Annotated in this window: 18 protein-coding genes; 13 read left to right on the forward strand and 5 right to left on the reverse strand. The window is 73.8% G+C overall.

Annotated elements, in window-relative coordinates; translation table 11 throughout:
• Positions 1-174 precede the first annotated feature (174 nt).
• From IE241_RS19805 to nudC, 4 genes are all read left to right on the forward strand, one after another.
• Positions 175-3,642: an ATP-dependent helicase gene (locus IE241_RS19805; protein ID WP_190023120.1), complete on the forward strand. Its 3,468-nt coding sequence runs from the start codon at positions 175-177 to the stop codon at positions 3,640-3,642.
• Between the two features lie 69 nt (positions 3,643-3,711).
• Positions 3,712-7,326, forward strand: coding sequence for an ATP-dependent helicase (locus IE241_RS19810; protein ID WP_190023121.1), 3,615 nt, complete (start codon positions 3,712-3,714; stop codon positions 7,324-7,326).
• 82 nt (positions 7,327-7,408) lie between these two features.
• Entirely contained in the window at positions 7,409-8,836 is a 1,428-nt protein-coding gene (locus IE241_RS19815) for a dipeptidase (protein ID WP_190023122.1), read from the forward strand.
• Positions 8,837-8,892: 56 nt separating this feature from the next.
• Positions 8,893-9,834 carry an NAD(+) diphosphatase gene (gene nudC / locus IE241_RS19820; protein WP_190023123.1) on the forward strand — a complete coding sequence of 314 codons (942 nt, stop codon included), beginning with the start codon at positions 8,893-8,895 and terminating at the stop codon, positions 9,832-9,834.
• A 75-nt stretch (positions 9,835-9,909) separates the two neighbouring features.
• Here the strand turns inward: nudC and IE241_RS19825 are convergent, their stop codons facing one another.
• Positions 9,910-10,167: a mycoredoxin gene (locus IE241_RS19825; RefSeq protein WP_179082537.1), complete on the reverse strand. Its 258-nt coding sequence runs from the start codon at positions 10,165-10,167 to the stop codon at positions 9,910-9,912.
• A 191-nt stretch (positions 10,168-10,358) separates the two neighbouring features.
• Here IE241_RS19825 and IE241_RS19830 point away from each other — a divergent pair, with 191 nt between their 5' ends.
• The 5 genes from IE241_RS19830 to IE241_RS19850 all read left to right on the forward strand — a co-directional run bounded on the left by IE241_RS19830 (position 10,359) and on the right by IE241_RS19850 (position 14,193).
• Entirely contained in the window at positions 10,359-12,563 is a 2,205-nt protein-coding gene (locus tag IE241_RS19830) for an ATP-dependent DNA helicase UvrD2 (RefSeq protein ID WP_190023124.1), read from the forward strand.
• A gap of 160 nt (positions 12,564-12,723) precedes the next feature.
• Positions 12,724-13,050 carry a hypothetical protein gene (locus tag IE241_RS19835; protein WP_190023125.1) on the forward strand — a complete coding sequence of 109 codons (327 nt, stop codon included), beginning with the start codon at positions 12,724-12,726 and terminating at the stop codon, positions 13,048-13,050.
• Between the two features lie 135 nt (positions 13,051-13,185).
• A complete protein-coding gene (locus tag IE241_RS19840) occupies positions 13,186-13,548 on the forward strand; it encodes a WhiB family transcriptional regulator (protein ID WP_030366211.1) in 363 nt (120 codons plus the stop codon).
• Positions 13,545-13,871 (forward strand): putative WhiB-interacting protein, encoded by a 327-nt coding sequence (locus IE241_RS19845; protein WP_190023126.1) that lies wholly within the window; start codon positions 13,545-13,547, stop codon positions 13,869-13,871. The genes IE241_RS19840 and IE241_RS19845 overlap by 4 nt, the downstream gene beginning before the upstream one ends.
• Positions 13,872-14,010: 139 nt before the next feature.
• On the forward strand, positions 14,011-14,193 hold the full coding sequence (locus tag IE241_RS19850; RefSeq protein ID WP_190023234.1) for a hypothetical protein: 183 nt from the start codon (positions 14,011-14,013) through the stop codon (positions 14,191-14,193).
• An 18-nt stretch (positions 14,194-14,211) separates the two neighbouring features.
• Here the strand turns inward: IE241_RS19850 and IE241_RS19855 are convergent, their stop codons facing one another.
• Positions 14,212-15,591 carry an ABC1 kinase family protein gene (locus IE241_RS19855; RefSeq protein WP_190023127.1) on the reverse strand — a complete coding sequence of 460 codons (1,380 nt, stop codon included), beginning with the start codon at positions 15,589-15,591 and terminating at the stop codon, positions 14,212-14,214.
• A gap of 42 nt (positions 15,592-15,633) precedes the next feature.
• Positions 15,634-16,818, reverse strand: a complete 1,185-nt coding sequence (locus IE241_RS19860; protein ID WP_229899520.1) for a ThiF family adenylyltransferase — start codon at positions 16,816-16,818, stop codon at positions 15,634-15,636.
• Positions 16,819-17,047: 229 nt separating this feature from the next.
• Between IE241_RS19860 and IE241_RS19865 the strand changes: the two genes are divergently transcribed.
• From IE241_RS19865 to IE241_RS19880, 4 genes are all read left to right on the forward strand, one after another.
• The gene (locus IE241_RS19865) at positions 17,048-17,644 is read left to right on the forward strand and encodes a M48 metallopeptidase family protein (protein WP_190023129.1); all 597 of its coding nucleotides are present in this window, start codon (positions 17,048-17,050) and stop codon (positions 17,642-17,644) included.
• Positions 17,645-17,784: 140 nt separating this feature from the next.
• Positions 17,785-19,548: a TerD family protein gene (locus tag IE241_RS19870; protein ID WP_190023130.1), complete on the forward strand. Its 1,764-nt coding sequence runs from the start codon at positions 17,785-17,787 to the stop codon at positions 19,546-19,548.
• A gap of 16 nt (positions 19,549-19,564) precedes the next feature.
• A complete protein-coding gene (locus tag IE241_RS19875) occupies positions 19,565-20,248 on the forward strand; it encodes an AIM24 family protein (protein WP_190023131.1) in 684 nt (227 codons plus the stop codon).
• A gap of 17 nt (positions 20,249-20,265) precedes the next feature.
• Positions 20,266-21,024 (forward strand): AIM24 family protein, encoded by a 759-nt coding sequence (locus IE241_RS19880; protein ID WP_190023132.1) that lies wholly within the window; start codon positions 20,266-20,268, stop codon positions 21,022-21,024.
• Positions 21,025-21,098: 74 nt separating this feature from the next.
• On the opposite strand, the gene IE241_RS19885 is transcribed toward IE241_RS19880, so the two are convergent.
• Positions 21,099-21,620 carry an NUDIX hydrolase gene (locus IE241_RS19885; protein ID WP_190023133.1) on the reverse strand — a complete coding sequence of 174 codons (522 nt, stop codon included), beginning with the start codon at positions 21,618-21,620 and terminating at the stop codon, positions 21,099-21,101.
• Positions 21,617-23,020: a zinc-dependent metalloprotease gene (locus IE241_RS19890; RefSeq protein ID WP_190023134.1), complete on the reverse strand. Its 1,404-nt coding sequence runs from the start codon at positions 23,018-23,020 to the stop codon at positions 21,617-21,619. Before IE241_RS19890 ends, IE241_RS19885 begins: the two co-directional genes overlap by 4 nt.
• Between the last annotated feature and the right edge of the window lie 143 nt (positions 23,021-23,163).

A 23,163-nucleotide genomic window follows, 5' to 3' on the forward strand; every position in this document is an offset into this window, starting at 1 on the left:
CCTGACCCGGTCTCATCCGAACGGGTGAGACCGTGGAAGCCGTGCGCCGACTCCCGCGACGCCCTGCGCCCCGGACGCCGCCTGGCGTAGCGTCGGGAACCGCCGTCACTCCCCGGCCTCCCGCCCCGCACGGCCGCACGACTCCCCGCACCCCCACCAGGACCGGCAACCCACGTGAGCTCCTCCCCGCCTTCCGGCTCGACCCGGCCGCAGCACCAGCAGGCACGGCAGCCCTCCCCGGGCGCCTACCGCCTCGTGCGCACCCGGCCGGGCTCCACGGCCCTTCCTGAGCTGGACGCACGCCAGCGCGCCGTGGTTGAGCACGCCGGAGGGCCGCTGCTCGTCCTCGCGGGCCCCGGCACGGGGAAGACGACGACGCTGGTCGAGGCCGTCGCCGAGCGGGCGCGCCGGGGCACCCCGCCGGAGCGGATCCTCGTCCTCACCTTCAGCCGCAAGGCCGCCGTCGAGCTCCGCGACCGGATGGCCGCCCGGCTCGGCGCGGGCGCCGCCGCGCCCCAGGCCACGACCTTCCACTCGTACTGCTACGCCCTCGTCCGCGCCCACCAGGACGCCGACCTGTTCATCGACCCCCTGAGGCTGCTGTCCGGCCCCGAGCAGGACGCCGTCGTGCGCGAGCTGCTGGCCGGCCAGGCCGAGCTGGAGCGGGCCGGCCGCGCGCGGGTGCGCTGGCCCGACGAACTGCGCGCCTGCCTGACCACCCGCGGCTTCGCCGACGAGGTGCGCGCCGTCCTCGCCCGCAGCCGCGAGCTGGGCCTGGGGCCCGGCGCCCTCGGCGACTTCGCCGCCCGCACCGGGCGGCCCGACTGGGCGGCGGCCGCCTCCTTCCTCGCCGAGTACCTGGACCTGCTCGACCTGCGCGGCGTCCTCGACTACGCCGAGCTCGTCCACCGCGCGGTCCTCCTCGCCGAACGGCCCGAGGCCGCCGCCGAGCTAGGCGGCCGCTACGACGCCGTCTTCGTCGACGAGTACCAGGACACCGACGCCGCCCAGGTGCGGCTGCTGCAGGCGCTCGCCGGGAACGGCCGCACCCTCGTCGCCTTCGGCGACCCCGACCAGTCGATCTACGCCTTCCGGGGCGCCGACGTCAACGGCATCCTCGACTTCCCGCACGCCTTCCCCCGCCGGGACGGCGCGCCCGCCCCCGTCGAGGTCCTCACCACCTCGCGGCGCTCCGCCGCGGACCTCCTCGCGGCCACCCGGCTGCTCACCCGCCGGATGCCCCTCACCCGCCTCCCCGCGGACGCCGTCCGCGCCCACCGGGACCTCGCGGCCGTCCGCGAGGGCGGGCGCGTGGAGGCCTTCACCTACCCGACGGCCGGCGCGGAGACCGACAACATCGCCGACATCCTGCGCCGCGCGCACCTGGAGGACGGCATCCCCTGGCACGAGATGTCCGTCCTCGTCCGCGCCGGATCCCGCTCCATACCGGCCCTGCGCCGCGCCCTGACCTCGGCAGGCGTCCCGGTGGAGGTCGACGGCGACGACATCCCCCTGCGGCAGGAGCCGGCGGTCACACCGCTGCTGACGGCGCTGCGGGTGGTTGCGGAGCACATCGCGGAGGACGCCGCGGCGCCCGCGGGGGCGCCTGCCGCTCCCGCCGTCATGGGCGACGGCGGCCCGGCCGGGCCTACGGTTCCGGCTGCCATGGAGGCCCCCGACGACAGCGGGTCCTCTGATGGGGTTCCTGCCACTCCAACCGTCATGGGCGGGCGGGTGGAAGAAGACCCCGCGCCGCAGGCGCGCACCCCCCGTATCGACCCCGAGACGGCCCTCACCCTCCTCACGTCCCCCCTCGGCGGCATGGACGCCGCAGACCTCCGCCGCCTCGGCCGCGCCCTCAGAGACGAAGAGCGCGCCGCAGGCGAAGCCGTACCGCGGTCCTCCGGCACCCTCATCGCCGAAGCCCTCGCCGAGCCCGAGCGCCTGGCCGTCCACGACCCCTCCTACGCCCGCGGCGCCCAGCGCCTCGGCTCCCTCCTGCGTGAGGCACGCCGGCTGCTCGCGGCCGGAGGCACCGCCGAAGAGGCCCTCTGGGCCCTCTGGGACGGCACCCCCTGGCCCGCCCGCCTGCAGCGCGCAGCCCACCGCGGCGGTGCCGCCGGCCGCAACGCCGACCGCGACCTGGACGCCGTGTGCGCCCTGTTCGAGACCGCCGCCCGCGCCGAGGAGCGCACCGGCGGCCGCGGCGCCCTGAACTTCCTCGACGAGCTCGAGGCGCAGGACATCGCGGCCGACACCCTCACCCGCCGGGCCGTCCGCCCCGACGCCGTGCGCCTGATGACCGCCCACCGCTCCAAGGGCCTCGAATGGCGGCTCGTGGTCGTCGCGGGCGTCCAGGAGGGCCTCTGGCCCGACCTGCGGCGCCGCGGCTCGCTCCTGGAGGCCGACCGGATCGGCCGCGACGGCATCGCCGAACCGCTCAGCCCGGGCGCGCTGCTCGCCGAGGAGCGCCGCCTGTTCTACGTAGCGGCCACGCGTGCGCGCGAGCGCGTGGTCGTCACCGCGGTCAAGGCCGCGGCCGAGGACGGCGACCAGCCCTCCCGGTTCCTGGCCGAGCTGGGCGCCGAGCCCGTCGACGTCACCCAGCGCCCGCGCCGCCCCCTGGCCGTCTCCGCGCTCGTGGCGGAGCTGCGCGCCACCACCGTCGACCCCGCCGCCTCGGACGCCCTGCGCGCCGCCGCCGCGCAGCGGCTCGCCCGGCTCGCGGCGCTGCGCGACGAGGAGGGCCAGCCGCTCGTCCCGGCCGCGCACCCGTACCGCTGGTGGGGCCTGTACGAGCCGACGCACAGCGAGGTGCCGCTGCGCGACCGCACCCGGCCGGTCGCCCTGTCCGGTTCGGCGCTCGGCCAGCTGGGCACCTGCTCGCTGCAGTGGTACCTCGGCCGCGAGGTGAAGGCCGACGCCCCCGCCACCGCCGCCCAGGGCTTCGGCAACGTCGTGCACGTCCTCGCCGACGAGGTGGCCTCCGGCCGCACCCCCGCCGACCTCGCCGTGCTCATGGAGCGTCTCGACTCCGTCTGGGACGCGCTCGCCTTCGACGCCCCCTGGAAGTCGGCGCAGGAGAAGGAGAACGCCCGCGCGGCCCTGGAGCGCTTCCTGCGCTGGCACGTCATGGAGCGCGGCGGCCGGGCCCCCGTCGCGACCGAGCACGCCTTCGACGTCACCCTGAAGGCCGACGACTACCTCGTGCGCATCCGCGGCTCCATGGACCGCGTCGAGGCGGACGACCACGGCCACGCCTACGTCGTCGACTTCAAGACCGGCAAGGGCACCGTCTCCGCCAAGGAGGTCGAGCGCCACCCCCAGCTCGCCGTCTACCAGCTCGCCGTCGAGCACGGCGCCGTCGACGAGGTCTTCGACGGCGCCCGGCCCCGGGCCGGCGGCGCCGAGCTCGTCCAGCTGCGCCAGGGCGCGGCGAAGCGGGACGGCGGCGACGCCGTGCCGAAGGTGCAGGCGCAGGAGCCGCTGGGCGAGGGCGAGTGGGTCGGCGGGCTGCTCGCCGAGGCGGCTGGCCGGGTCCTGGAGGAGCGGTTCGCCCCCCGCCCCGGCCAGCACTGCTCGCACTGCTCCTTCCGGGCGTCCTGCACGGCCCGCCCCGAGGGCCGGCAGATCGTCGAATAGGACCCGGGTATCCGGCTCTGACCTGCGGCGATGCCGGTATGTCAGTGGGGGCCGTTAGCGTGGTGTGCCGTGACCCCGCGCCTGACCGACCCCGAGCAGCTCAAGGAGCTCCTCGGCATCCCGTTCACCCCGGAGCAGACGGCCTGCATCACCGCGCCGCCCGCCCCGCAGGTCATCGTGGCCGGCGCCGGGTCCGGCAAGACCACGGTGATGGCGGCGCGCGTGGTCTGGCTGGTCGGCACCGGGCAGGTGGCCCCCGAGCAGGTCCTCGGCCTCACCTTCACCAACAAGGCCGCCGGCGAGCTGTCCGAGCGCGTCCGCAAGGCGCTCGTCGCGGCCGGCGTCACCGACCCCGACCCCGGCCCCGTGGCCGCCGATCCCGACCAGGCCTCCGGCGAGCCGCAGATCTCCACGTACCACGCCTTCGCCGGCCGGCTCCTGAAGGAGCACGGCCTGCGCATCGGCCTGGAGCCCGGCGCCCGCCTCCTCGCCGACGCCACCCGCTTCCAGCTCGCCGCCCGCGTCCTGCGCGGCTCCCCGGGCCCCTTCCCGGCGCTCACCCGCTCCTTCGGCGACCTCGTCGCCGACCTCCTGGCGCTCGACGGCGAGCTCGCCGAGCACCTCGTGCCGGCCGAGCGCCTGCGCGCCCACGACCGCGAGCTGCTGGCCGCCCTGGAAGGCGCCCGGCTCACCAACGCCGACCTGCGCAAGGTTCCCGAGACCGCCCGCGCCCGGCTGGAGCTCCTGGAGCTCGTCGGCGGCTATCGCGAGGAGAAGCGCAAGCGCGATCTCCTCGACTTCGGCGATCAGATCGCCCTCTCCGCCGAGCTCGCCCGCAGCCGCCCCGAAGTCGGCCGGATCCTGCGCGAGCAGTTCGCGGTCGTCCTCCTCGACGAGTACCAGGACACCTCCGTCGCCCAGCGCCTCCTGCTCTCCGGCCTCTTCGGCGGCGGCACCGGCCACGCCGTCACCGCCGTCGGCGACCCCTGCCAGGCCATCTACGGCTGGCGCGGCGCCTCCGTAGCCAACCTGGACGACTTCCCGCAGCACTTCCCCTTCGCCGACGGCAGCCCCGCCCGGCGCTTCGCGCTCAGCGAGAACCGCCGCAGCGGCGGCCGCCTCCTCGACCTCGCCAACGACCTCGCCGCCGAGCTGCGCGAGCGCCACGAGGGCGTCGAGGCCCTGCGCCCCGCCCCCGGCGCCGAGCGGGACGGCGTGGTGCGCTGCGCCCTGCTGTCCACCCACGCCGAGGAGCTGGAGTGGCTCGCCGACTCCCTCTCCCACCTCGTGCGCACCGGCACCCGCCCCGGCGACATCGCCGTCCTGTGCCGCACCGCCGCCGACTTCGCCCAGATCCAGGGCGCGCTCGTCCGGCGGGACCTCCCCGTCGAGGTCGTCGGCCTGTCCGGGCTGCTGCACCTGCCCGAGATCGCCGACCTCGTCGCCGTCTGCGAGGTCCTCCAGGACCCCGCGGCCAACGCCTCCCTGGTCCGGCTGCTGGTCGGCCCCCGCTGGCGCATCGGCCCCCGCGACCTCGCACTCCTCGGCCGCCGCGCCCGCACGCTCGTGCCCTACGGCAGCGCGGGCGAAGACCTCGAGCGCCGCCTCGCCGAAGCCGTCGAGGGCACCGACCCCGCCGAGACGGTCTCCCTCGCCGACGCGCTCGACACCTTCCTCGCCGCCGACGCCCCCGGCACCCCTCAGGACGGACTGCCCTTCTCGGCCGAGGCCCGCGTCCGCTTCGCCCGCCTCGCCGCCGAACTGCGCGACCTGCGCCGCTCCCTGGCCGACCCCCTCATGGACGTCCTCCACCGCGTCCTGGCCGTCACCGGCCTGGAGGTCGAGCTGTCCGCCTCGCCGCACGCCCTGGCCGCCCGCCGCCGCGAGACCCTCTCGCACTTCATGGACATCGCCGCGGGTTTCGCCGCCCTCGACGGCGAGACCACCGTGCTCGCCTTCCTCGGCTTCCTGCGCACCGCCGCGCAGTACGAGAAGGGCCTCGACAGCTCCCTCCCCGGCGGGGAGGACACCGTCAAGGTCCTCACCGCGCACAAGTCCAAGGGCCTGGAGTGGGACGTCGTCGCCGTCCCCGGCCTCGTCGAGCGCACCTTCCCCAGCGAGCAGGCCCGCGACTCCTGGACCGCCCAGGCCAAGGTCCTCCCGCACGCCCTGCGCGGAGACGCCGACACCCTGCCCGACATCGCCGCCTGGGACGGCAAGGGCATGGCCGCCTTCAAGGCCGCCATGAAGGAGCACCAGCGCATCGAGGAACTCCGCCTCGGCTACGTCACCTTCACCCGCCCCCGCTCCCTGCTCCTCGGCTCCGGCCACTGGTGGGGCCCCAGCCAGAAGAAGCCCCGCGGTCCGTCCGCCTTCCTCGAAGCCCTCCGCGCGCACTGCGAGGCCGGCCACGGCGAGATCGAGGCCTGGGCCGCCCCTCCGGAAGAGGACGCCGAGAACCCCGCGCTCCAGGAGAGCGAGACCGACCGCTCCTGGCCGCTGCCCCTGGACCCGGACTCCCTCGCCCGCCGCCGCGCCGCGGCGGACGCGGTGCTCGCGCACCTGGAGCGCTTGGAGAGCGTGCCCGCGGATACCGAGGCGCCGGCGCCCCACGACGGCGCCCGAGCGTCCGCCGAGGACCCCGGCCCCGCCGACGACCCGGAGTGGCCGACACCGCCGCCGGACGACGAGGACTACGACGCGTACGCACCGGAGCCCGTCCCGTACGAGGACGGGTTCCCGGCCGACCCCGACGCCTGGGACGCCCTGCCGACGGACCGCCCGGCTCTTGGGGGCCGGGGCGAAGCCCCGGGAATCGGTGAAGGGGCGGAACCGGGGGATTCCCATCCGCCGCAGCGGCGCGTGGCCCCCACCGAGGAGCCCGGCGGTGCCGGACCTGCCCCCACCTCTTTCCTGCCCCGCCCCCGGCAGGAACCGAGCCCCGAGGCCCGGGGCGACCACGCCCCCGCCGCCGCGCTCGTGCCGGAAGAGGCCCGCCTCGCGGCCTCCTGGGACCGCGATCTCGACGCCCTCGCCGGCGAGCTCCGCCGGGCACGCGCGCGTGAGCGCGACGTGCCCCTGCCCGCCTCGCTCAGCGCCTGGCAGCTGGTCAGGCTCGCCGCCGACCCCGACGGGTTCGCGCGCGAGCTCGCCCGGCCCATGCCGCGTCCCCCGCAACCCGCGGCCCGCCGGGGCACCCGCTTCCACGCCTGGATCGAGTCCCGCTTCGAGCCGCTGCCCCTGCCCCTGCTCGGCCCCGACGAGCTGCCCGGCGGCGCGGACGACGGCTTCGGTCCGGAGATCGCCGACGAGCAGGATCTGGCCGAGCTCAAGGAGGCCTTCGAGCGCACCCCGTACGCCCGCCGCGTGCCTCACAGGATCGAGGTGCCCGTCCAGCTCACCCTCGCGGGCCGGGTCGTCCGCGGCCGCATCGACGCGGTCTACCGCGACCGCGGCCCGGACGGCGACACGTACGAGATCGTCGACTGGAAGACCAGCCGCACCCACGACGCCGACCCCCTGCAGCTCGCGATCTACCGCGTCGCCTGGGCCGAGCAGCACGGGATCCCGCTGTCCTGCGTCACGGCCGCCTTCGTCTACGTGCGCGACGGCGAGACCGTCCGCCCGGACGGCCTCCCCGGCCGCGCCGGGCTGGAGCGGCTCCTGCTGGGGGAGCGGCCGTGAGCAGGGGATATGCCGGCAGGTGTGTCCCGCGGTACGCCGGGCCGGTCATGGTCACGCCGTGTGTCCGGATAGGCTCGACGGCATGAGCGAGACTCCGGACAGCGCCGTCCGCGCGTTTATCGAAGGCCACCGCGCCGCGTTCCTCGACGATCTCGTCGAGTGGCTCCGCATCCCCTCCGTGTCGGCCGATCCCGGCCGTTCCGGGGACGTGCGCCGCAGCGCGGACTGGCTGGCCGCGAAGCTCACGGAGACCGGCTTCCCGACCGCCGAGGTCTGGGAGACCGACGGCGCCCCGGCGGTGTTCGCCGAGTGGCCCTCGGGCGACGAGGGAGCCCCCACCGTCCTGGTCTACGGGCACCACGACGTCCAGCCCGCCGCCCGCGAGGACGGCTGGCACACCGAGCCCTTCGAACCCGTCGTCAAGGACGGTCGGCTGTACGCCCGCGGCGCGGCCGACGACAAGGGCCAGGTCTTCTTCCACACCCTCGGCGTCCGCGCCCACCTGGCGGCCACCGGCCGCACGGCGCCCGCGGTCAACCTCAAGCTGCTCATCGAGGGCGAGGAGGAGTCCGGTTCGGAGCACTTCGCCGATCTCGTCCGGGCCCGCGCCGACCGCCTCGCCTGCGACGCGGTCATCGTCTCCGACACCGGCATGTGGTCCGAGGACACCCCGACCGTCTGCACGGGCATGCGCGGCCTCGCCGACTGCCAGATCGACCTCTACGGCCCGGACCAGGACATCCACTCCGGCTCCTTCGGCGGTGCGGTGCCCAACCCCGCCATGGAGGCCGCCCGGCTCGCCGCCGCGCTGCACGACGAGAACCTCCGCGTGGCGATCCCCGGCTTCTACGACGGCGTCGTCGAGCTCACCGACCGTGAGCGCGAGCTCTTCGCCGAGCTGCCCTTCGACGAGAAGCAGTGGCTGCGCGCCGCCCACTCGCACGCCTCCCTGGGCGAGGCCGGATACAGCACCCTGGAGCGCATCTGGGCCCGCCCCACCGCCGAGGTCAACGGCCTGGGCGGCGGCTACCAGGGCCCCGGCGGGAAGACCATCGTCCCCTCCACCGCCCAGCTGAAGCTGTCCTTCCGGCTCGTGGCGGGCCAGGACACCGACCAGGTCCGGCAGGCCGTGCGCCGCTGGGTGGCCGACACCCTCCCGGACGGCATCCGCCACGAGATCACCTTCTGGGGCGCCACCCGCCCCTGCCTGACCCCGCTGGACCACCCGTACCTCCAGTCGGTCGTACGGGCCATGGAGCGCGCCTTCGGCAAGAAGGTCCGCTTCACCCGCGAGGGCGGCTCCGGCCCCGCCGCGGACCTGCAGGACGTGCTCGGCGTCCCCGTGCTCTTCCTCGGCATCTCGGTGCCCTCGGACGGCTGGCACGCGCCGAACGAGAAGGTCGAGCTGGACCTCCTGATGAAGGGCGTCGAGACCGCCGCCCACCTGTGGTCCGACCTCGCGGCCGCGGGCACGTCCGGGACGGCGCCCGGGGGAGGGCTCGCCGGCTAGCCCGCGCACCACAGACGATCATTCGCAGGGACTCGTAGGGGGAGTTGGAAGCAGCAGTGACCACCTGGACCGATCTCTCGGCCGCCCGGCCGATCACCCTCACCGCCGAGAGCGGCATCGACCGCGCCGCCCACCACCGCCTGGACGAGGCGTGGCTCGCCGCGGCCTGGAGCCACCCCTCCACCAGAGTCTTCGTGGTCTCCGGCGGTCAGGTGCTGATCGACGACACCCCCGACGGCCGCACCGAGCTCGTGATGACGCCCGCCTTCGAGGCGCCCGTCACCGAGACGCACCGCTACTTCCTCGGCCAGGACGCGGACGGCATCGCCTACTTCGCGCTGCAGAAGGACGCCCTGCCGGGCCGGATCGACCAGTCCGCGCGCCCCGCCGGGCTGCGCGAGGCCGGCCTGCTGCTCTCGCCGCGCGACGCCGGCCTGATGGTGCACGCGGTGGCCCTGGAGAACTGGCAGCGGCTGCACCGCTTCTGCTCGCGCTGCGGCGAGCGCACGGTCGTCGCGGCCGCGGGCCACATCCGCCGCTGCCCGGCGTGCGGCGCCGAGCACTACCCGCGCACCGACCCGGCCGTGATCATGCTGGTCACCGACGCGGACGACCGCGCGCTGCTCGGCCGCCAGGTGCACTGGCCCGAGGGCCGCTTCTCCACGCTCGCGGGCTTCGTCGAGCCGGGGGAGTCGCTGGAGCAGGCGGTGCGGCGCGAGGTCGCCGAGGAGGCGGGCGTCGTCGTCGGGGACGTGGAGTACGTCGCGAGCCAGCCGTGGCCGTTCCCGTCCAGCCTGATGCTGGGCTTCATGGCGCGGGCCACGTCCTGCGACATCCAGGTGGACGGCGAGGAGATCCACGAGGCGCGCTGGTTCTCGCGCAAGGAGCTGCGGGCCGCCTTCGCGTCCGGGGAGGTCCTGCCCCCGACCGGCATCTCCATCGCGGCCCGCCTGCTGGAGCTCTGGTACGGCGAGCCGCTGCCGCAGAGCCAGCCCTGACGAGCACGGCGAAGGCCCCGGTCCGAGGACCGGGGCCGTTCATCGTGCGCTTCCCGCGCTTCCCGCCCGCCGGGGTCAGGAGGCGAGGGCCTGCTTCACCTGGGCCAGGGACGGGTTGGTCATGGTCACCGGCGCGGCGCCGCTGAGCGGGTTCACCAGGACCGTCGGGACCGTCTGGTTGCCGTCGTTCGCCTTTTCCACGAAGGCCGCCGACTCGGCGTCGAGCTCGATGTTGATCTCGTTGTAGGCGATTCCCTCGCGGTCCAGCTGGCTCTTCAGCCGGCGGCAGTAGCCGCACCAGGTGGTGCTGTACATCGTCACGGTGCCCGACATTCGACCTCGTGCCCCTTCTCTCGTGGTGGTGTTCCGGTCCGTTCCCGGTCGTGCCGTGGGTACCGATCCGGGTGTTGTTCCGGTGTGAGAACGTGCACCCGTCCACAGCCATTCCCGTATTCGTACGACTGCCGCGTCACCCTTGTGGACGGCATTCCCGGTCGCCCCTGCGGACCTGGCAGCATGGCGGGGTGACAGCAGCAACGCACTCCACCCTCTTCCCGCCGGTTCCGGACACCCCGGATGCGGTGCTCGACGGGCTCGACCCCGAGCAGCGCGAGGTGGCGACGGCCCTCGGGGGCCCGGTGTGCGTGCTGGCCGGCGCCGGCACGGGCAAGACCCGCGCGATCACCCACCGCATCGCCTACGGCGTCCGCTCCGGGGTGCTCCAGCCCTCCAGTGTGCTTGCCGTCACATTCACCAACCGTGCCGCGGGCGAGATGCGCGGCCGGCTCCGCCAGCTCGGCGCCGGCGGCGTCCAGGCGCGCACGTTCCACTCGGCCGCCCTGCGCCAGCTGCAGTATTTCTGGCCCAAGGCCGTCGGCGGGGAGCTGCCGCGCCTGGCCGAGCGGAAGGTCCAGATCGTCGCCGAGGCCGCGGCCCGCTGCCGCATCCGCCTCGACCGCACCGAGCTGCGCGATGTGACCGGCGAGATCGAATGGGCCAAGGTCACCCAGACCGTCCCCGAGGACTATCCGGCCGCGGCCGCCAAGGCCCGCCGCGAGATGCCCCGCGACCCCGCCGAGACCGCCCGGGTCTACGCGGCCTACGAGCAGCTCAAGCGCGACCGCGGCGTGATCGACTTCGAGGACGTCCTGCTGCTGACCGTCGGCGTCCTGCAGGACCGGCACGACATCGCCGAGACCGTCCGCCGCCAGTACCAGCACTTCGTCGTCGACGAGTACCAGGACGTCAGCCCCCTCCAGCAGCGCCTTCTGGAGCTGTGGCTGGGCGACCGGGACAGCCTGTGCGTGGTCGGCGATGCCAGCCAGACCATCTACTCCTTCACCGGCGCCACCCCCGACCACCTGCTGAACTTCCGCACCCGCCACCCGCACGCCACCGTCGTCAAGCTCGTCCGGGACTACCGCTCCACCCCCCAGGTCGTCCACCTGGCCAACGGCCTGCTCTCCCAGGCCCGCGGCCGCGCCGCCGAGCACCGCCTGGAGCTCGTCTCCCAGCGCGAGGCCGGCCCCGAGCCCGTCTACGGCGAGTATGCGGACGAGCCCGCGGAGGCCGAGGGCACCGCCCGCCGCGTCCGCGACCTCATCGACTCCGGCGTGCCCGCGAGCGAGATCGCGATCCTCTACCGCATCAACGCCCAGTCCGAGGTCTACGAGCAGGCCCTCGCCGATGCCGGGGTGCCCTATCAGCTGCGCGGCGCCGAGCGGTTCTTCGAGCGGCCCGAGGTGCGCGAGGCCGGGCTGCTGCTGCGCGGCGCCGCCCGCGCCGGCGGCGCCGACACCCAGCTCGCCGGCGCCGACGACGTCCCGTCCCAGGTGCGGGCCGTCCTGGGCACCCGCGGCTGGACGGCCGAGCCGCCCGCAGGCTCGGGCGCGGTGCGGGACCGCTGGGAGTCCCTCGCGGCCCTCGTGCGCCTCGCGGAGGACTTCGTGCGGGCCAGAGCGGACGCCACCCTCGCCGATCTCGTGGCCGAGCTCGACGAGCGGGCGAGCGCCCAGCACGCCCCCACCGTCGAGGGTGTGACTCTCGCCTCACTTCACGCCGCCAAGGGCCTCGAATGGGACGCCGTGTTCCTCGTCGGCCTCGCGGAGGGCATGATGCCGATCACATACGCCAAGACGGACGAGCAGATCGAGGAGGAGCGCCGGCTCCTCTACGTCGGCGTCACGCGCGCCCGCCGCCACCTCTCCCTGTCCTGGGCCCTCTCCCGGACGCCGGGCGGCCGCCCCTCCCGCCGCCCCACCCGCTTCCTGAACGGCCTGCGGCCGGGCTCCGCGGCCGTCCGGCCCGGCCCCGGCTCCCCCGGCGGCACGGGGGGCGTCGAGCGGGGGCCCGCCCGCCGCCGGAAGCGGGGCTCCGCCCGCTGCCGCGTCTGCGGCCGCACCCTGACCGATGCGGGCGAGATCAAGCTCATGCGCTGCGAGGACTGCCCTTCCGAGCTCGACGAGGCGCTCTACGAGCGGCTGCGCGACTGGCGCGCCGAGGAGGCCGCCCGGCTCGGCCAGCCCGCCTACTGCGTCTTCACCGACAAGACGCTGATGGCGATCGCGGAAGCCGTCCCGGGAACCGAAGCGGAGCTTTCGCGCATCTCAGGGGTGGGAGGACGCAAGCTCGGCTCGTTCGGTGCCGATGTCCTCGCTCTGTGTGCAGGCACCTGTCCGACCTCGGAAGATGCGTCCCACGACGCGTCCGAAGAAACTCGCGAAAAATAGTTTGCGCACGCGGACGGCATACCCATAGCCTTCCGAACACGGAGACACCGGCTCTTCCGGGAGCCGGAGGATCCGTGCTGTACTGAACCGGCTGTACCGAACTTAAAAGCCCGGACCTGTTCCGACAGGTCCCCGAAGACGCCGAGAGGAGGCGAGACCAATGATCAGCTTCAAGACCAGCAACAAAATGACCGATCGCCCGGTCATCGCCGCCCGTCCGCTCGGCTTCTCCATCGACTCGCTCCGGGGCACCGGTCTGTCCGGCGCCGGTTTCGGCCTGGTCAACGGCTCCGTCCTGATCAACGAAACCTTCCTGATCAATGAGCGACCGACCAAGGCGTCCGCGGTAAAGGCAGCAGCAGCGGCACAGGCCCAGGCCTATGCCCTTGCGGCGACGACCAGCGGCGCCGGATCCGTCAGCACGAAGCAGCAGCACCACACGATGTGGGCCTTCCGTGGGCTCGAACCCTGGAGAGATCCAGCCTGATCGGCATGATCAGGTCGGCACCTTCCAGGGCCGCGGAACCCACACCGGGATCCGCGGCCCTTTTGTTTGCCCCCTCGCCCGGCGAGGGGAACCAGCCCGGCCACGAGCCGGAAGACAGACGAGGAAAAAGACACCGTGCAACTCAAGGCGCACACCCCGTCAGTAGCGACCGACCTGATCCCCCCGCCCGTCCCCACGGAGGACACCTTGACCCCCCTCACCGCCCTGACCGACCTCGACGACGCGATCGAGAACCTGGGCACCCCCGTCCCCTGCCGCAGCTACGACCCGGAGGTCTTCTTCGCCGAGTCGCCCGCGGACGTGGAGTACGCCAAGTCGCTCTGCCGGACCTGCCCGCTGCGTGAGGCCTGCCTCGCCGGTGCCATGGACCGCCGCGAGCCGTGGGGCGTCTGGGGAGGCGAGCTCTTCGTGCAGGGCGTCGTGGTGGCCCGCAAGCGCCCCCGTGGCCGTCCGCGCAAGAACCCGGTCGCCGCATGAACATCTTCGGCACCATCGACCGCCCCACCACGCACGACCCCAAGAAGCAGGATCCGACGATGCACCGCCCCTCCGCCGAGCCCTTCGGCCCCGAAGTCCCCACCCGTTACACCTCCAGCGCGACCGCCTCGCGCCAGAACAGGAACCTCGAAATGCAACTCATCCCAGAAGCCCTGGCCCGTGCCCATATGCACGAGCGACTGAGGGAGGCCGAGTCCGAACGCAGGGCCACTCGGCTGGCCGCCGCCCGGCGCATGCAGCGCCGCGCCGAGCGCGCTTCGATGCGCGCCCGCCGGGCCCTGGCCATGGCGGTCATGCACTGACCCGCCCCACCCTCGTACCACCACACCCGCGGGGCCGGATCCGAACGGATCCGGCCCCGCGGGGCGTCGGGTGCGTTGTGCCCTCCCGGCCCCTTCGCGGGGATATCGTCTGGGAGTGGACCGGAAGACGCATGAATCAGTGCAGTTGAACCCTGAGGCCACCGAGACCATTACCTGCGCTCGCTGTGGCACCCCGGCCGACGGCGCGCCGCCGACCTGGACCTGCTCCTTCGAGAACGGCAGACGCCGCTACTTCTGCGACGACTGCGCCCGGGCCAACCTCAGATCGATCGAGGGCCGGCTCGACTCCTCCTGGTGGTGAGGCCGGGGGCCCGGCCCGTCAGGCAGGCGTCTCCCGGCTCTCCTCCGCCGTGCTGCCGCCTGCCGGAGCGAACCCGGGCACCCACGCCTCCATCTCCTCGCGCAGCCGCACCGTCGCGCCCAGCTGGCACAGCACCCCGATGGTGCTCATCGTCACGCGGTGTATCAGCAGATACGCCGGCGGGAGGTTGAGCTGGCGTGCCAGCTGGTACGCGGGGGAGCGGGGGTCGGCGATCCGCGTCGCCTGGGTGCGCATCCAGCCGCGGGTGAAGGTGAACTCCGCCGCCTGCGCCGGCTCGATGATCGGCAGCAGATAGTCGAGCACGGCTCCCGGATCCAGCTCGATCTCCGGCTTGACGAACCCCTCGTCCTGCAGCAGCTCGTGGACCTCCTCGGCCCGGCCGTCCAGCGTCAGCCGCAGCGCGGTGCCGATCTCCGGCGGGAGGCCCTGCGGCAGCCGGTCGACCGTGCCGAAGTCCAGCACGCCCAGCCGCCACTTCTCCGGCGGGCCGTCGGGGTCGTCCCCGGTGAGTAGCCGGAAATTGCCCGGATGGGGGTCGGCGTGCAGCAGCCCCGTGCGCGCCGCGCCGGAGAAGAGGAAACGCGCGAGCAGCTGCCCGGCGCGGTCCCGCTGCTCCTGGGTGCCGTCCGCTATGACCTCGGACAGCGGCAGCCCTTCCAGCCACTCGGTGACCAGCACTTGATCGCTCTGGTGCACAACAGCCGGGACGATCACATCGGGATCGCCCGCGAACTCCTGCGCATGCGCGCTCTGGGCCCGCGCCTCCAGCTCGTAGTCCAGCTCCTCGGAGACCCGGTCGCGCAGCTCGGAGATCAGCGGCTTGATGTCCATGCCCGGCACCAGCGGGCCCAGGAGTCTCGCGAACCGCCCCAGCTGGGTGAGGTCCGACAACAGCGCCTCACCCGCTCCCGGGTACTGCACCTTGACCGCGACCCGCCGGCCGTCGTGCCACACCGCCCGGTGCACCTGCCCGATCGAGGCGGCCGCCGCCGGGCGGTCGTCGAACTCCTCGAACAGATCCCGCCAGTCCTCACCGAGCCGCTCCGCCAGGGCCGCGTGCACCGTCTTCACCGGCATGGGAGGGGCGGCTTCCTGAAGCTTGGTCAGGGCGGCCCGGTAGGGCCCGGCGATCTGCTCGGGAAGCGCCGACTCGAAGACCGACAGCGCCTGACCCAGCTTCATCGCACCCCCCTTGAGCTGCCCGAGTGTTGCGAAGAGCTGCTCGGCGGTGCGCTGCTGCAACTCCGTCGCGATCAGCTCCGCCGGCCTCCCCCCGATGCGCTTGCCGAGCCCGAGGGCGGTGCGCCCCGCGAACCCCAGTGGCAGCGCGGCCAACTTGGCGGTTCGCGTGACCGCCTTGCGGGGTAGATCAGACATTCGCCCCTCCAACTAGCTGAACAGCCACGCCGCGGACGGCGGTTACCTGCTCATTGTCCCGTGCGGTGACCCCGTGGCCGCGGCATACCCGGGATCCGGGGAACGCGCCGCGCCGCAGGGGCACCGCGGATGCGGCTCGACGGGCCGCGGGGACCAGGCCGGACCGGGCAGAGCCAGCTCCAGCCGCACCCCCGCGCTCGCCGGGGACCCACCGTCGAGGAAGGCCAGTGCCCGCGCCACGGTCAGCCCCGCCACAACCGTGGCCAGTGCCATGTCGCACGACGGTACCCCCGAGCCGCGGCCCGACCTCCACTGGGCGAGCATCCGGGGCCAGGCGGGGTCACGGCCGGCCCGCCCCAGCTCGATGCAGCCCGCGCACGCCGTCCCGCCGGGGAGCACCAACGGCCCCACCAGCCCGGTGGCTTCCAGGACCCCTGCGTACAGATGCGGGGTGCCCGAGGCGACGAGCTCCTGCGCGGCCTTGGGATCGGGCGCATAGGCCGCGAGCCCGTCCCGCGGGGCGAAGACCACCAGCCCCAGCGGCGGCTCCGGCTCGCCGCCTCGCCGGGGCCTGCGCCGCACCCCCGGCGCCGCCGCCCGCACGGCCCGCCGCGCGGCGGCCTCCCGCCGCTCCCCGGCCCGTGAGACCTCCAGCCCGCCGGGCGCCGCATCCCACGGCTCCACGCAGCCGCCGTCCATCACATCGACCTGGCCCACCCCCGATGCCGACAGCAGCGCCGCGACGGCCGCGCCCACCCGCCCTGCTCCCCGCACCTGCACCCGCATGGCCTGACGCGCCGCCATCAGCCGCATCGCCTCACCCGGCCCCGGGTGCAGCACGGACAGCGAGGCCAGATCGGGCCGCAGCCGGTCCAGCGCCGGCCCCGTCTCCCGCAGGGCGGCCGCGCCCTCCCCGCCGCCGCGCGCATCATCGAGCAGCCCGGCCGCGGACAGCCGCTCCACCAAGGCGTCCGCCCGTCCTTCGGGCAGCCCCACGGCTCTCGCCTCCTCGCGCAGCAGCGGCATGCCGCGCGTGCCGTCGAGCAGGGTCAGGAAGCTGCCCGTGGCCGTGTCCACCGGCCCCACCGTCACGGCGTGGGCCGGGGCCACCCCGAACTGGACGGTGTCGCGATTGCGCCAGCTGCGCCGCAGCGCGGGCTTGAGAACGGGATGCGCGGCCGCCCCCGGACCGGCGCTCTCCTCGGCGGCCCTCACGCTCGTCCTCACGCTCGTCCTCACGCTCGTCCTCACGGTGGTCCTCTGCACGGTTTCCCCCTCGGTCGGCACGATCCCCCTCGATCGGGCCTTCAGCATGGACCGTTCGCGCGGTCACCGTGAGAAGTTGTCCACAAGCACGGTGTGATGGTCGTACAAACCCGGTCCCCGTGGGGTCTTTGCCCCCGACAAGGAGTGATGGGCGGGACTTCACGCGCCGCCAGCCGGTAACGTCGGGGCCGTGCCCGTCGACCCTCTGCACAGTGCCGCACGACCGCCGCGCAGCGTTCCCAGCCCGCTCACCGGCGGTGCCGAGCCCGGAGCGGTGGAGATCCGACGGAGCGCGCGCCGCCGCAGGACGGTCTCCGCGTACCGGGAGGGGGACCGCACCGTGGTCCTCATCCCCGCCCGCATGACGGAGGCCGAGGAGCAGCGCTGGGTGACGGTGATGCTCGACAAGCTCGCCGCGCAGGAGAGCAAGCGGATGCTCGGCGACAGCGAGCTCGCCGAGCGCGCCGCGCGCCTGTCCGCGCAGTACCTCGGAGGCCGGGCCCGCCCCGCGACCGTCCGGTGGGTCACCAACCAGAACACCCGCTGGGGCTCGTGCACCCCCACCGAAGGCAGCATCCGCCTCTCGCACCGGCTGCAGGGCATGCCCGAATACGTCCTCGACTACGTCCTCCTGCACGAGCTGGCGCACCTGCTCGTCCCCGGCCACGGCCCCGGCTTCTGGCGCCTCCTCGACGCCTACCCGCGTACCGAACGCGCCCGCGGCTACCTCGAAGGTGTGGTGGCCGCCGACAGGTTGCCGCATCTCCCCGCAGCGCGCGGCGAATGAACCGGACCCGGCGCCGCCGCGTCCCTTAAGGGGACGCGGCCGGTCCTGAGTCGGATGATCCAGCCCTCAGCCGTTAGCCTGACGCAACGCATTCATCACACGTTTTCATCGCACGTTCGGATGGGGGACGGTCGTTACGCATGGCCAGGGAATTCCAGCGCGGCCACAAGGCCAAGATCAGTGACCTGACGGCGGGGACCGATCTGTACGTGGGAGTGCAGATCGCGGGTCCCGGCCTGACCTTCGACATCAGCTGTTTCGGCCTCGACGCCGCGGAGCGGCTCTCGGACGACCGGTATTTCGTCTTCTTCAACCAGCCCAAGTCGCCCGAGGGCGCCATTCAGCAGCTCGGGACGCAGGCCGGGGACACGGAATCCTTCCGCGTCACCCTCGACCAGATCCCCGCGCACGTCCAGCGGCTCTCTTTCACGGCCACCCTCGACGGCGCGGGCCAGGTGTCGCAGATCGCACCCGGCTATCTCCGTATCGTCGCCGGCGGCCAGGAAGTCGCGCGCTACTCCTTCACCGGGACCGAATTCAGCACCGAACGCGCGGTGATGCTCGGCGACATCTACCTGAAGGACGTCTGGCGCTTCGCCGCCGTCGGGCAGGGCTTCGACGGCGGACTGGAGGCACTGCTCCAGCACTTCGGCGGTGAGGTGCTCGAAGAGGAGCCCCAGGCGCAGGCCCCGGCCGCACCGTCACCCGCACCCGCCGCAGCACCCGCCTTCGCCCCTCCGCAGCAGGCGGGCCCGCCCCCGGCCTTCGCCGCGCCCGGGGCGCAGCCCCCCGCGCCCGTACCGCCCCAGGCCCCCGCTCCGGCCCCGGCAGCTCACCAGGCCCCGCCGCCCCACCAGGGCTTCCCGCCGCCGCCCGGCAGCACCCCGCCGCCCGCGCCGCCCGCCGCGCAGATGCACGCCGCGGCGACCCTGGCCGCGCCGATCGCCCCTCCGGGCTTCTTCAACGACCCGGGAGCCTCCTCCGGCGGCCAGTCCACCCCGCCGCCGCCCGGCCCGCCCGGCGTCCCCGGCCAGCCGGGCCCGTACGGCCAGCAGCAGCCCGCCCCTTACGGTCAGCCCGCCCAGCAGCCTTACGGTCAGCCGGGACAGCAGCCGTACGGTCAGCCGCCCCAGCAGAACGCGCCCTACCCCGGCCAGCCGTACCCCGCGCCCCAGCACGGCCAGCCCTTCCCGGGCCAGCCCGGCCAGCAGCCGTACGGCCAGCCCGCCGGCGCGGCAGGCGCGGCAGGCGTCCAGGCGGCGCTGCAGAAGTACCGCGAGGTGCCCACCGGGCAGCGCTGGACCCTGCAGAACCCCAAGCTCGTCCGCGTCGACCTCGGCGTCGACGGCCAGCCCGTGCTCGCCCGCCAGGGCAGCATGGTGCTCTACCAGGGCAAGGTCGAGTTCGGCTACAAGGGCGCCGGCTTCGCCGGCCGCATCGTGGGCAACGCCACCGGCCAGGAGCTGCAGCTGATGCGCTGCACCGGCCGCGGCCAGGTCTTCCTCGCGGAGAACGCCGCCCACGTGCACCCCATCGAGCTCCAGGGCGACGCCATCTGCGTCTCCTCCGAGTCGGTGCTCGCCTTCGACGAGTCGCTGCAGCACGAGGTCCGCCGGATCGAGGGCCACGGCATTCCCGGCGGCGCCCTGTTCACCATGCAGTTCCAGGGCCACGGCACCGTCGTCGTCAAGACCCACGGCACGCCCGTCGTTCTGCCGGTCACCCCCTCGACCTACGTGGACAGCAACGCGATCGTCGCCTGGTCCGCAGGCGCCCAGGTGATCATCTCCAGCCAGGTGCGGCTGCGCCGCAGCTCCTTCCCGGGCCACAGCGGAGAAGCCGTGAACCTCCAATTCCGGGGCGCTCCCGGCAATTTCGTCGTCGTCCAGCCCTACGAGGTCTGAGGGACCCGCGAAGACCATGAACCAGACACCGATCCAGGGCTACGCCCCCACCCCCGTCACCGCCCGCATGGAGAACCACGGCAGCAGCATGCTGAAGGTCGCCATGCAGACCGGCCAGGACCTCTTCGCCCGCACCGGCTCGATGGTCGCCTACGAGGGCTTCGTCCAGTACGACCCGAACCCGCCCGCGGTCCGCCAGATGGCCTCCCAGTGGCTCACCGGCGAGGGCATGCCCCTCATGCGCTGCCACGGCGACGGCCTGCTCTACCTCGCCGACTACGGCGCCGACGTCGTCTGCCTCCAGCTCAACGGCGACTCCCTTTCCGTCAACGGCACCAACGTCCTCGCCTTCGACGCCCACCTCCAGTGGGGCGTCGAGCGCGTCAAGGGCATGGCCAAGTTCGCCGGACAGGGCCTGTTCAACGTCGGCATCAGCGGCACCGGCTGGGTCGCTCTCACCTCCCGTGGCACCCCGATCGTCGTGGACTGCGGCCGCGGCGACGACGAGACCTACGTCGACCCCGACGCGCTCGTCGCCTGGTCCAGCAACCTCAGGATGAAGGGCAAGCGCAGCTTCAAGGCCTCCTCCCTGATCGGCCGGGGCAGCGGCGAGGCCTACCAACTGGGCTTCTCCGGAGAGGGCTTCGTGGTGGTACAGCCCAGCGAGGACAGCACCGACCGGCTCCGGGCCCGGGGCTGAGGGGGAACGAGGACACCATGCAGAGCCCGCTTTTCGGCTACACCGAGGCCCAGACGCAGGACCGCTACGCCCTGCAGAACCCGCAGATGCTGCGCGTCTCCCTCACCGGCCACGACGACATCCTCGCCCGCAAGGGCTCGATGGTCTCTTATCAGGGCCTGATCGAGTTCGACGGCGAATACCAGACCCGCGGCCAGCAGCACTCCCGCGCCCACACGGGCGAGGGTCTGGATCTGATGCGCTGCTCGGGCCAGGGCACCGTCTACTTCGCCAACCTGGCCCAGCACGTCCACATCGTCGACGTCGACCGCGACGGCCTGACCGTGGACGGCGCCTACGTCCTCGCCCTGGACTCCACGCTGCACTGGGAGACCATCGCCGTCGACAGCCAGTACGGGATCTCCGGCACCGGCGCGTACCAGCTCAACATCAGCGGTCAGGGCAAGGTCGCCCTGATGACCTCCGGGCAGCCCCTCATGCTGCAGGTCACCCCCGACCGGTACGTCAGCGCCGACGCGGACGCCGTGATCGCCTGGTCGACGTCCCTGCGCGTGCAGATGCAGGCCCAGACGTCGTCCTCCGGCGTATGGCGGCGCCGCGGCAACACGGGGGAGGGCTGGGAGCTGAACTTCGCCGGCAACGGCTACGCCCTCGTCCAGCCCAGCGAGCTGCTGCCGCCCCAGGGCGCCGAGATCGGCCAGGGGCTCATGGCCCAGTACGGCCTCGGCCAGCAGGGCGCGCACGGGCAGAACCAGGGCAACATCTGGTCCAACTGAGCCCGACGGGTACGCCGCAGGGGCACAGGTAAGGGGCGGTCACCATGGGTGACCGCCCCTTACACATCAGGCTCTTACAGCCGCTCCAGCGTCCTGTTCACGAGCTGCACGACCGAGTCGTCGGCGACCTCGCCCACCTCGGCGTACGGGAACCAGCGCAGGTCCAGCGACTCGTCGCTGATGGCCTCCGCCGCACCCGCGGGCACCAGGGCCGCGTACTGGACGTCCAGGTGCCAGTTGCAGGGCGACGGGATCGGGTGCCGGTCGAGCCGGACGGGGCCGCCCGGCAGCAGCGTCAGGCCGGCGATCCCGGACTCCTCCGTGGCCTCCCGCAGGGCCGCCGCCTCGACCGTCGTGTCACCGGGCTCGCAGTGGCCGCCCATCTGCAGCCACATCCGCAGCTTGCGGTGGAGCGTGAGCAGCACCTGCCCGCGCGACGGATCGATCACCAGGGCGCTCGCCGTGACGTGACCGGCCTCACAGGGCTTCCACATGCCGTCCGGGTGGGACGCCAGGTGGTCCAGATAGAGCCCGCGCAGCTCCTCCTGGTCCGCATACTCCTTCAGTACGCGGACCGCATCCTCGTGCAGGCTCACTTCTCGCCGTCACCCTCGCCGGATTCGTCCGGCTTCTTCTCGGAGCCCTTCGCGGCCTCGCCGAGCATCTTGTCGATCTCGGAGAAGTCCAGGTGCTCGCGGTGGACGAAACCGTCGGGGTCGTCCAGGTCGGCCGCCGTGGGCAGCATGTCCGGGTGCTCCCAGAGGGCGTCACGGCCCTCCGGGCCGCGCGCGTCCGCCAGGGAGGCCCACAGCCGGGAGGCGTCCCGCAGGCGGCGCGGGCGCAGCTCCAGGCCGATCAGCGTGGCGAAGGTCTGCTCGGCCGGGCCGCCGGAGGCACGCCGCCTGCGCAGCGTCTCGCGCAGGGCACCGGCCGACGGCAGGTGCGGGGCGGCGGCCGCGTGCACGACGGCGTCCACCCAGCCCTCGACGAGCGCCAGGGCGGTCTCCAGGCGGGCCAGGGCCGCCTTCTGCTCCGGGGAGTCCTCCGGCTGGAACATGCCCTGCTGGAGGGCGTCCTGCAGCTGCTCGGGGTGGGTGGGGTCGAGCTGGCCGACCACGTCCTCCAGCTTGGAGGTGTCGACCTTGATGCCACGCGCGTAGCCCTCGACGGCACCGAAGAGGTGCGAGCGCAGCCACGGCACGTGCGCGAAGAGGCGCTGGTGGGCGGCCTCGCGCAGGGCCAGGTAGAGCCTGACCTCGTCCTGCGGGACGCCGAGGCCCTCGCCCAGCGCCGCGACGTTCAGCGGGAGCAGCGCGGCCTTGCCCGCGGGGCCCAGCGGCAGGCCGACGTCGGTGGAGCCGACCACCTCGCCCGCCAGCACGCCCACGGCCTGGCCGATCTGGGTGCCGAACATGGCGCCGCCCATGGAGCGCATCATGCCGAGCAGCGGGCCCGCCATGGCCTGCATCTCCTCGGGCAGGACGTCGCCCATGGCCGCGCCCACGCGCTCGGCGACGGGATCCACGAGCTCCTTCCACACCGGAAGGGTCGCCTCGACCCACTCGGCGCGGCTCCAGGCCACCGCCGAGCCCGAGCCCGACGGCAGCGACGTCGCGCCGTCCAGCCACAGGTCGGCCAGGCGCACGGCCTCCTCGACCGCGGCCCGCTCGCCGGCCGTGACGCTGGCGTCCTTGGTGCCGTCGGCGGTGCCCTGCGCGACGGTCTGGCGCGCGATGTCCTTGGCCATGTCCCAGTTCACCGGGCCGCCCTCGTAGGAGAGCATCTGCCCGAGCTGCTGGAAGGCCGCCCCGAGATCGCCGGGGTTCATGCCGCCGCCGAACATCGCGGCGAAGGGGTTGTCCCCGCCGCCGGGCCCGCCGAACCCGAACGGATTCGCAGGCCCCTGGCCGCCCTGGCCCTCGCCCTTCTTCTTGCCGTCGCCGCCGTTCTCAGGCTCCTCCGGCGGAAGATTGAATCCGAATGGGGTGTCACTCACGGGTTTCCTCGGCTCGTAGGGCCGCCGGCACAGGACCGGCGGCGAATGCCCGACATCACCACCAGCCTAGACACCTCACCGGTATCCGGGCTTGGTGCTTCGCCGACCCGGGGCCTGCGGCAGGATGGACGTCACCTGGTCCG

This window comes from Streptomyces hiroshimensis (assembly GCF_014650335.1).
GTDB classification, from domain to species: Bacteria; Actinomycetota; Actinomycetes; order Streptomycetales; family Streptomycetaceae; genus Streptomyces; species Streptomyces hiroshimensis.

Coding starts and splice junctions, on each gene's coding strand:
- IE241_RS19880 (WP_190023132.1), top strand. CDS start 20,266: ATGCAGAGCCCGCTTTTCGGCTACACCGAGGCCCAGACGCAGGACCGC.
- IE241_RS19815 (WP_190023122.1), top strand. CDS start 7,409: ATGAGCGAGACTCCGGACAGCGCCGTCCGCGCGTTTATCGAAGGCCAC.
- IE241_RS19845 (WP_190023126.1), top strand. CDS start 13,545: ATGAACATCTTCGGCACCATCGACCGCCCCACCACGCACGACCCCAAG.
- IE241_RS19835 (WP_190023125.1), top strand. CDS start 12,724: ATGATCAGCTTCAAGACCAGCAACAAAATGACCGATCGCCCGGTCATC.
- IE241_RS19855 (WP_190023127.1), bottom strand. CDS start 15,591: ATGTCTGATCTACCCCGCAAGGCGGTCACGCGAACCGCCAAGTTGGCC.
- IE241_RS19875 (WP_190023131.1), top strand. CDS start 19,565: ATGAACCAGACACCGATCCAGGGCTACGCCCCCACCCCCGTCACCGCC.
- IE241_RS19870 (WP_190023130.1), top strand. CDS start 17,785: ATGGCCAGGGAATTCCAGCGCGGCCACAAGGCCAAGATCAGTGACCTG.
- IE241_RS19825 (WP_179082537.1), bottom strand. CDS start 10,167: ATGTCGGGCACCGTGACGATGTACAGCACCACCTGGTGCGGCTACTGC.